The 6,397-nt window shown below is 62.9% G+C and carries 7 protein-coding genes and 1 pseudogene; 2 read left to right on the forward strand and 6 right to left on the reverse strand.

Annotated features, from left to right (window positions below; translation table 11 throughout):
- From VFE81_RS18660 to VFE81_RS18685, 6 genes and pseudogenes are all read right to left on the reverse strand, one after another.
- Positions 1–282 (reverse strand): annotated as a pseudogene (locus VFE81_RS18660) (magnesium/cobalt efflux protein); the annotation flags it as partial.
- Positions 283–628: 346 nt separating this feature from the next.
- Positions 629–1,255 (reverse strand): gamma-glutamylcyclotransferase, encoded by a 627-nt coding sequence (locus tag VFE81_RS18665; protein WP_414695619.1) that lies wholly within the window; start codon positions 1,253–1,255, stop codon positions 629–631.
- A 63-nt stretch (positions 1,256–1,318) separates the two neighbouring features.
- Entirely contained in the window at positions 1,319–1,780 is a 462-nt protein-coding gene (ybeY, locus tag VFE81_RS18670) for an rRNA maturation RNase YbeY (protein ID WP_325046010.1), read from the reverse strand.
- Between the two features lie 84 nt (positions 1,781–1,864).
- Positions 1,865–2,938 (reverse strand): PhoH family protein, encoded by a 1,074-nt coding sequence (locus VFE81_RS18675; protein WP_325046011.1) that lies wholly within the window; start codon positions 2,936–2,938, stop codon positions 1,865–1,867.
- 46 nt (positions 2,939–2,984) lie between these two features.
- Positions 2,985–4,358, reverse strand: coding sequence for a tRNA (N6-isopentenyl adenosine(37)-C2)-methylthiotransferase MiaB (miaB, locus tag VFE81_RS18680; protein WP_325046012.1), 1,374 nt, complete (start codon positions 4,356–4,358; stop codon positions 2,985–2,987).
- A gap of 164 nt (positions 4,359–4,522) precedes the next feature.
- Positions 4,523–5,506 carry a LysR family transcriptional regulator gene (locus tag VFE81_RS18685; protein WP_325046013.1) on the reverse strand — a complete coding sequence of 328 codons (984 nt, stop codon included), beginning with the start codon at positions 5,504–5,506 and terminating at the stop codon, positions 4,523–4,525.
- A gap of 115 nt (positions 5,507–5,621) precedes the next feature.
- Between VFE81_RS18685 and VFE81_RS18690 the strand changes: the two genes are divergently transcribed.
- Both VFE81_RS18690 and VFE81_RS18695 read left to right on the forward strand, forming a co-directional pair.
- Positions 5,622–6,023, forward strand: coding sequence for a VOC family protein (locus VFE81_RS18690; RefSeq protein ID WP_325046014.1), 402 nt, complete (start codon positions 5,622–5,624; stop codon positions 6,021–6,023).
- Positions 6,024–6,054: 31 nt separating this feature from the next.
- The coding region (locus VFE81_RS18695) for an MFS transporter (protein ID WP_325046015.1) at positions 6,055–6,397 on the forward strand (343 nt) is incomplete at its 3' end.

Consider the following 6,397-nt stretch of genomic DNA (forward strand, 5'->3'; position numbering starts at 1 on the left):
GGGGATGAATTCGGCGGGATTGTCCGCGATGTTGATCGCGTCCATTTGCGCGCGCGGCACCATGATGTCGCGGGCGCTGAGTTCGGACACCTGGAACACGCCCTCGATCATCGACAGCGAGTCGGCGTCGATCAGGTTGCGCTCGTGCGCGTCCTGCAGGATTTCCAGGAGTTCTGCGCGCGAGTCAGGCTCGGGCGAGATGAAGTCGGTCAAACGCTCGAGGAGTGAGCGTTTTTCTTGCGGTTTGTCGATTTGGCGTCGACTGGGATACGTGTCGTTCATGGTAGTGCGCCCGGCGAGACTGGGCGCGCTGTTGCAGAGCATTAAGGATACACCAGGCACATGGCAGGACCGTGTCCCGCCTGGCTGGGCGATGAGTGTGACAAAACCGCCCGACCGCGTGCGGTGGGCGTGGGTCAATCCTAACTGATTACGCGGGGAAAAGCGTTTTCGAGCAAAAAAGTACGGATTGCGACGCCGTGAGCGGTGCCGATGCAGGCGCGGTGGGCGTAGCTTATTCCCGGCGGGCTGTCCATACGGCTTCGGTGGCGTTCTGGTAAACGGGAAGGGGTGCCTCAGCCGGTTCGCGGCTTATCGCGCCGATCCCTGGCTGGTTTGCTGGTTCCCGTCAACCCGCCTCGCGGCAACGCTCGAGCAGCGCTTCGAGCGCGCGGTCGGGCATACCGCTTTCGCGCAGCGCGTGCACGGTGCGGCTGACGTATTCGAGAGTGGTGCCGTAGCGGCCGCACGCGCAGCCGAACACGGTTTTGACCACTTCGTCGCGCAACTTGCCGGTGTAGGTCGGCACGTCGCGGCGCATCACGAACGCGAGCGCGTCGACGCGCCGGCCGTCGGCGAGCACGCAGGGTAGCCACGCCGGGCGGTACGACCCCATCGGCATTTCACGGCGCCATAACGCTTCCAGATGCGGCATCGCGCCCTCGGCGGCGAGGCGGAATGCGATGCCGGAGCACGAGCCGCCGCGATCGAGCGCGAGTACGAGGCCCGGTTGTTCAGGGGTGCCGCGATTCACGCGCGACCACAGATACAGGCCGCGGTGGTAGCCATGCACTTTCGAACGGGCCGCTTCGACGGTGGGCAGACCGGGATTCCAGATCAGCGAACCATAGCCGAACAGCCACAGATCGCTCTTGCGGTCCCAGTCGCGCAACGTGCATTCAAGCGACGCGCGCAACTCTTCCTCTGTTAGCAGCCGCGATTCACCGAGCGCGGGGGGATAGTCCGGGCAGGGCATGCTTTGGGTATCGGCTTCAGCGGACGAAGTGCTCACGGTGGTTTCTGGCGGTGATGGCAAAGACTATTGATAGGGATCCGGGAAACCGAGCTTGCCGAGGATTTCGGTTTCGATCGCTTCCATTTCCTCGGCTTCTTCCTCGACCTCGTGGTCGTAGCCTTGGGCATGGAGCGTGCCGTGCACCAACAGATGCGCGTAGTGCGCGAGGAGCGGCTTGCCCTGTTCGGCGGCTTCTTTTTCCACCACCGGACAGCACAGGATCAGGTCGCCCGTTACCGGATCGTCTTCCGATTCGGCGTAGGCAAACGTCAGCACGTTGGTCGAATAATCCTTGCCGCGATAGGTGCGGTTCAGGGTGCGGCCCTCTTCGGCGTCGACGAAACGCACGGTCAGCTCACCGTCTGCGAAGAGCGCTGCCTTGATCCAGCCGGCCACGGTGGCGCGCGGCAGCAGCGCCTTGTGTTCCGGCCAGGTTTTGGCGGCGGGGAATTGCAGATTCAACGTCAGTTTCGGTGCGCGGCTCATGCGGTGTCGATGTGTTGCCTGGGTTGCTGCGGCATATCCAATGGAATTCAACGCAAATATTAGCGACGCAAATCGCGCCGCAAATTAGCGGGAATCCGCCGGATTGGCGGTCTTCTGCGAATGCGCATCGTACGCCTCCACAATTCGCGCGACCAGCGGATGCCGCACCACGTCCGCGCTGGTAAAGCGCGTGAGCGCAATGCCGCGTACGTCGGCGAGCACCTGCTGTGCTTCGATCAGCCCGCTCTTCGCGCCACGCGGCAAGTCGACCTGGGTCGTGTCGCCGGTGACCACCGCTTTTGAGCCGAAGCCGATCCGCGTGAGGAACATCTTCATCTGTTCGGGCGTGGTGTTCTGCGCCTCGTCGAGGATGATAAAAGCGTGGTTCAGCGTGCGGCCGCGCATGTACGCGAGCGGGGCGATTTCGATCATCTGCCGCTCGAACATCTTGGCGGTCTTGTCGAAGCCGAGCAGATCGTAGAGCGCGTCGTACAAAGGACGCAGATACGGATCCACCTTCTGTGCCAGATCGCCCGGCAAAAAGCCGAGGCGTTCGCCCGCTTCGACGGCCGGACGTGTCAGCACGATGCGTTTGACCTGATCGCGCTCCAGCGCGTCCACCGCGCAAGCCACCGCGAGATACGTCTTGCCCGTACCCGCCGGACCGACGCCGAAGGTCACGTCATGCGCAATGATCTGCTTCAGATACTCGCGTTGTGCCGGCGTGCGGCCGCGCAGATCGGCGCGCCGCGTGTACAACTTCGGACCGAGTTCTTCGAGGTCTTCATCGCCGGCGTCGGCCGGCTGGTCGAACGGATGATCCGGATTGCCCGGAAAGCGCGAGTCGACGGTTTGATCGTGATGGCCGTTGCCGTTTGCACGATGACGTGCCGGCTGACGCACTTCAACGAGCGCGAGCTGGATGTCGTCGACCGACAGTGGCTTCTGCGAGTTGTCGTAGAACTTTTCGAGCGCGGTGAGCGCGAGTTTCGCGCCGCGCCCGCGAATCGTGATGCGGTGGCCGCGGCGTTGCAATGTGACGTCGAGGGCCTGCTCGATCTGCCGCAGATTTTCGTCGAGCGGTCCGCAGAGGTTGGCGAGCCGCGCGTTGTCGTCGCGCGGTGCGGTGAATTCCAGATGCTGCTGAGTGGTCTTCAAGGCGGAGGATCGATCCTGTCGGGTTCGTGACGCCGGCTGGCGTCGCTCAGTGGGTGGTCGCGGGCGTGTCGTCGTGCACCAGCACGAGCTCGCCACGTAACGAATGTGGGTACGCATGGACGATTTTCACGTCCACCATCTGACCGATCAACCGCGCGTGCGATGCGATCGGTGCCGGGAAATTCACCACACGGTTGTTTTCGGTGCGGCCCGCGAGTTCGTTCGGGTCCTTGCGCGCCGGGCGCTCGACCAGAATCCGCTCGACCTTGCCGACCATCGAATCGCTGATGCGCTGCACGTTTTCTTCGATCGTAGCCTGCAGATGGTACAGACGCTTGAGCTTCACTTCGTGCGGCGTGTCGTCGTGCAGATTCGCGGCCGGCGTGCCGGGACGCGGGCTGTAGATGAACGAGAAGCTGGTGTCGTACTTCATCTCGTGGATCAACGTCATCATCTTGTCGAAGTCTTCCTCCGTTTCGCCGGGGAAGCCGACGATCATATCGGTCGACAAAGACAGGTCCGGGCGGATCGCGCGTAGCTTGCGGATCACCGACTTGTATTCGAGCACGGTGTAGCCGCGCTTCATCGCCATCAGGATGCGGTCGGAGCCGTGCTGCACCGGCAGATGCAGGTGGCTGACGAGCTTCGGCACCTTGGCGTAGGTGTCGATCAGGCGCTGCGTGAATTCCTTCGGATGCGACGTGGTGTAGCGGATCCGCTCGATGCCCGGAATATCCGCGACGTATTCGATCAGTTGCGCGAAGTCGGCGATTTCGCTCGAACCCAGTGTGATGCCGGCACGGTACGCATTTACGTTCTGGCCGAGCAGCGTGACTTCGCGCACGCCCTGGTCGGCGAGGCCGGCGATCTCGGTCAGCACGTCGTCCAGCGGACGCGACACTTCTTCACCGCGCGTGTAGGGCACGACGCAGTAGCTGCAGTATTTGCTGCAACCTTCCATGATCGACACGAAGGCGCTCGCGCCGTCGACGCGCGCGGGCGGCAGATGATCGAACTTTTCGATTTCCGGGAACGAGATGTCGACCTGAGCACGGCCGCTTTCGCGGCGCTTGTCGATCATTTGCGGCAGACGGTGCAGCGTTTGCGGCCCGAACACCAGATCGACATACGGTGCGCGCGCCACGATCGACGCGCCTTCCTGGCTCGCCACGCAACCGCCCACGCCGATGATCAGATTCGGGTTCGCTTCTTTCAACTCGCGCACACGGCCGAGTTCGGAGAAGACTTTCTCCTGCGCTTTTTCGCGCACCGAGCAGGTATTGAAGAGAATGACGTCCGCGTCTTCCGGGGTGTCGGTCTTGACGAGCCCTTCAGCCGCGCCGAGTACGTCGACCATTTTGTCGGAGTCGTACTCGTTCATCTGGCAGCCGTAGGTCCTTACATAAACTTTCTTGGTCATCGATTTTCGCCGGTCGCAGTGGTTAACCTGGGGGCGTCATTTTAAAAGGTGAAGAGGGGTGAAAACGTGCGGAGGGGCCGTGGGGCGGCGCTTGGGCCCTGTTTGTGTCCCGTTCGGGTCCATTGGGATCCGCTTTCAATGCACGTTTGCAGCGTAGCTCAATATTATAGCCCTTCGTCGGATGCGGTTTCTGCCGGGGCTTTTGCGCGAGGGCGCTCCGACGGCAAGCCCAGCAGGCCTTCCAGTTCGTCCGACACCTGCGCGAAGCGCTCGCTCAGGAAATCCAGCAGCACGCGCACGCGCGGCGCCATGAAGCGGTTGCGGTGGTAGAGCGCGTGCAGCGGCGCGTCCGGGTAGCGCCATTCGGGCAGCAGGATTTTCAGGCAATCGCCGCGCAAATCCGCTTCCACGTCCCACATCGACTTGATGACGATCCCGTAGCCGCGCCGCGCCCATTCGCGGGCCACGGCGCCGTCGTTCGTCTCGCGGGCGGTGTCGAGCGGCACGGTGTAGTGCTGCACTTCGTCGCCGCGCGTAAAGCGCCACTCGTTGACCGGGCCTGACGCGGTGCCGAGCACGATGCAATCGAAATTCGCCAGGTCGTGTGGATCTTTCGGCTCACCTTTGCGTGCGATGTAGTCCGGCGACGCGCACAGCACGCGCCGGTTTGGCGCGAGTTTGCGGGCGACCAGGGAGCTGTCCTGCGGCACGCCGAAACGGATTGCCAAGTCGATGTCTTCCTGCACCAGATTCGATAGCGAGTCCGACAGCGTCAGTGCGAACGTCACTTCCGGGTAAAGCGCGGTGAACTCGTCGAGCCAATGCATCAGCAGATTACGGCCGAAGTCCGAGGTTGCGGAGATGCGCACCCTGCCGCGCACTACGCCCTGGCCGGCTTGCAGCGCGGCTTCGGCGTCGTCGAGCGATCGCAGCGCCTGGCGGCAGCAGTTCAGGTAGAGGCGGCCCTCGTCCGTGAGCCTGAGCTGACGGGTCGTACGCTCGAACAGACGCGCTTTCAGGCCGGCTTCGAGCTTGGCCAGCCGCGCGCTGGCGGCGGCCGGCGTCAGGCCCATCTTGCGGCCCGCTGCCGAGAGACTACCTTGCTGCGCCGCTTCGACGAACAGGCGGATGTCACCGAGGTTATCCATTGCGATCTTTCAAAAGAATTTGAAAATGCTTCAAATGCTACGCCAATTATCAAATTGACGTGTTCCGCTCACAATGCACTCCTCGTAAACCCTTTGTGCTCTGTGAGCCCGGACCATGCAACTCGATCACGCAACGATCGTCACCGCCGACCTCGACACCGCCCGACGTTTCTTCGTCGACATCGTCGGGCTGACGGAGGGCGCGCGTCCGCCGTTTTCGATCGACGGCTACTGGTTGTATGCAAACGGCCGCCCGGTGATTCATCTGATCGACGCGACGGTGCCGGCCGCAGCGGGCAGGGCGGCGCCGCGCATCGACCATATCGCTTTCCGGCTGGAGAGCGCCGACGAATGGCAGGCGTTGTTGCAGCGCCTGCGTGCGGCGGACACGCCTTATCAGCTCGCCGAAGTGCCGCAGATGGGGCCGCAGCCAGCCGAATTGCAACTATTCGTCGCGCTCGCGCCGGGTGTCGTCATCGAGTTCGTGACGGCGCAGCGCCACGCTCATCGCAGCTAACACGCTCAACTTTAGAACCTGGAGTAGAAAAATGCCCATTCCATTACTGGCGCTAGCGATCAGCGCTTTCGCGATCGGTACGACCGAGTTCGTGATCATGGGCTTGCTGCCCGAGGTCGCGCGCGATCTGTCCGTGTCGATTCCGTCGGCTGGTTTGCTGGTGAGCGGTTATGCGCTCGGCGTGGCCGTCGGCGCGCCGCTGCTCGCGGTGGTCACCAGCAAGATGCCCCGCAAGCTCGCGTTGCAGTTGTTGATGGGCGTGTTTATCGTCGGCAATACGCTGTGCGCGATCGCACCGGACTACTCGGTGCTGATGATCGCACGCGTGGTGACCTCGTTCGCGCATGGGTCTTTCTTTGGCATTGGCGCGGTGG

Source organism: Paraburkholderia sp. (assembly GCF_035656215.1).
Lineage (GTDB): Bacteria > Pseudomonadota > Gammaproteobacteria > Burkholderiales > Burkholderiaceae > Paraburkholderia.